The sequence below is a fragment of the Streptomyces sp. NPDC006265 genome (assembly GCF_040613555.1).
Lineage (GTDB): Bacteria > Actinomycetota > Actinomycetes > Streptomycetales > Streptomycetaceae > Streptomyces.
The window spans coordinates 1-2,831 of the sequence record NZ_JBEXSH010001040.1; the positions used below are offsets into that span (position 1 = coordinate 1).

The window sequence follows — 2,831 nt, forward strand, 5'->3', positions numbered from 1 at the left end:
GGCTGTGGTGCGGTCGTCGGGGAGGGGCCGGGGTGAGGGGACGGGGTCGGAGGTCCTGGCGTCCGGGCCGCGCCGGGGTGACGGGACGGCGGCGGAGGTCCTGGCGTCCGGGCCGCGCCCGGGCGACGGGACGGCGGCGGAGGTCCTGGCGTCCGGGCCGCGCCCGGGCGACGAGGCGGTGGAAGCCCTACGGGCCTGGCGTGGCGCAGGCGACCCGTGGGACCTGCGTGACGGAGGAGAGACATGGGACTCGCGAGAGGGCGGAGAGGCACGGGACTGGCCCGCCCTACGGGAGGCTCGTGACCTGCGCGACTGGAACGACCTGCGGGACTGGCGGGACCGGCACGAGAACCGCGACGGACGCAACGGGCCCGACGGCGCCTGGCTCGGCCGCGGCGCCCTCTCCTTCCTCGCCGAGGCATCCGACCTGCTCGCCGGGCAGCTCGACGAGGACCTGGTCGCGGCCCTCGCCGGGCAGCTGATCGTGCCCCGGCTGGCCGACTGGTGCGCGGTGTGGCTGGAGGACGAGGCCACCGGCGGCGGCTGGAGCGGCGGGGCGGGCGCGGGCGGACCGCGCCTCGCCCGGGTCTGGCACGGCAGCGAGAACCGCATCGAGGAGCTGCGCCGCGTCCTGGAGAAGGACCCGCCGCAGCCGTTCGACCCGACGAGGTCGTCGTCCCCGTTCGAACGCTACCGGGAACGGGGCAGGTCCGGACCCGTCGACTACCCCTGGCCCGGCGAGGCGCTCGGCGACGGCGAGCCCGGCTCGGCCCTGGCGTACCGGCTGGTCGCCGGCGGACGCCCGCTGGGCACTCTCGTCATCGGGCGCTCGGGCAAGGCCGGCTTCCCCGACGAGATCACCGGCCTCGCGGAGGACCTCAGCCGCCGGGTGGCCCTCGCCGTCGGCGCCGCCCGCCAGTACGCCCGCCAGGCCACCATCAGCGCCGTCCTGCAGCGTGGCCTGCTGCCCGGCGCCGTGGCCGAGATCCCCGGCATGCGCAGCGCCCTCGTCTACGAGCCGTGCGACAAGGGCGGGCCGAGCGGCGACTTCTACGACCTGTTCCCGGCCGGGGACGGCCGCTGGTGCTTCGCCGTCGGCGACGTCCAGGGCAAGGGGCCCGAGGCGGCCGTCGTGATCGGCCTGGCCCGGCCCTGGCTGCGACTGCTGGCCCGCGAGGGCTACCGGGTCGCCGACGTCCTCGACCGGCTCAACCAACTGCTGCTCGACGACGCCACGGAGGCCGCCGACGCCGCGGCCCGGGCGCTGGTGGCCGCGGGGGCACGGCAGACCCCGCCCGGCGACGGCCCCCAGACGCGCTTCCTGTCCCTGCTGTACGGCGAGCTCGTGCCCTTCGACGGCGGCGTCCGCTGTACCGTCGCCTCCGCCGGGCACCCGCTGCCGCTGCTGCTCGAGGCGGGCGGCGAGGTCCACACGGCAGCGCAGCCCCAGACCCTCCTCGGTGTCGTGGAGGACGCCACCTACGCCAGCGAGACCTTCGAGCTGCTCTCCGGCGACACGCTGCTGTGCGTCACCGACGGCGTGACCGAGCGCCGCTCGGGCTCCCGCCAGTTCGACGACGGCGACGGCCTCGCGACGGCGCTGGCCGGGTGCGCCGGGCTGGACGCGGAGCTGATAGCCGAGCGGATCAAGCGGCTGGTGCACGAGTTCGGGGTGCGCCCGCCCGCGGACGATCTCGCGCTGCTGGTCCTCCAGGCGGACTGACAGCCGCTTGGGGCGGAGCGGGCGCGCCGGTGCTGGACAATGGAAGGCATGCCTTCCGCACTCCCCGACGGCGAGCCCGTCCCCGACGACGGCGCGCTGCCCGCGTCCGCGCTCGCCGGGGTCGCCGACCGCCCGCTCGGGTTCTACCTGCACGTCCCCTACTGCGCGACCCGCTGCGGTTACTGCGACTTCAACACGTACACCGCGACCGAGCTGCGCGGCACCGGCGGGGTGCTGGCGTCCCGCGACAACTACGCCGAGACACTGGCCGACGAGGTCCGGCTGGCCCGCAAGGTGCTGGGCGACGATCCGCGCCCCGTCCGCACCGTGTTCGTGGGCGGGGGCACGCCCACGCTGCTGGACGCCGGTGATCTCGTACGGATGCTGAAGGCCGTGCGGGACGAGTTCGGGCTGGCTGAGGACGCCGAGGTCACCACGGAGGCGAACCCGGAGTCGGTCGACCCCGCCTATCTGGCGGCTCTGCGCGAGGGGGGCTTCAACCGGGTCTCCTTCGGGATGCAGAGTGCGCGGCAGCACGTGCTGAAGGTGCTGGACCGCACGCACACGCCGGGGCGGCCGGAGGCGTGCGTGGCGGAGGCCCGGGCGGCCGGGTTCGACCATGTGAACCTCGACCTGATCTACGGCACGCCGGGTGAGTCCGACGACGACTGGCGGGCGTCGCTGGACGCGGTGCTGGGGGCCGGCCCGGATCACGTCAGCGCGTACGCGTTGATCGTCGAGCAGGGGACACAGCTCGCGCGGCGGATTCGGCGCGGCGAGGTGCCGATGACCGACGACGACGTGCATGCCGACCGGTATCTGATCGCGGACGAGATGCTCTCGGGCGCGGGCTTCGAGTGGTATGAGGTGTCGAACTGGGCGACCTCGCGGGCCGGGCGGTGCCTGCACAACGAGCTGTACTGGCGGGGGGCCGACTGGTGGGGGGCCGGGCCCGGTGCGCACAGCCATGTGGGCGGGGTGCGGTGGTGGAACGTCAAGCATCCGGGCGCGTACGCGGCTGCGCTGGCGGCGGGGCGGTCGCCCGGGGCCGGAAGCCGGGTGATCGGACCGAAATGTCTGGTTGATACGGGGTTGGCCGGGAAACGGC

Annotated in this window: 2 protein-coding genes; both read left to right on the forward strand. The window is 75.1% G+C overall.

All coding sequences use genetic code 11. From position 1 onward, the window contains the following. The first annotated feature begins 4 nt into the window (after positions 1–4). Positions 5–1,723 (forward strand): SpoIIE family protein phosphatase, encoded by a 1,719-nt coding sequence (locus ABZ281_RS44820; protein WP_356664083.1) that lies wholly within the window; start codon positions 5–7, stop codon positions 1,721–1,723. 48 nt (positions 1,724–1,771) lie between these two features. Then, positions 1,772–2,831, forward strand: a 1,060-nt coding sequence (gene hemW, locus ABZ281_RS44825; RefSeq protein ID WP_356664081.1) for a radical SAM family heme chaperone HemW, incomplete at its 3' end; no start/stop codon positions are given.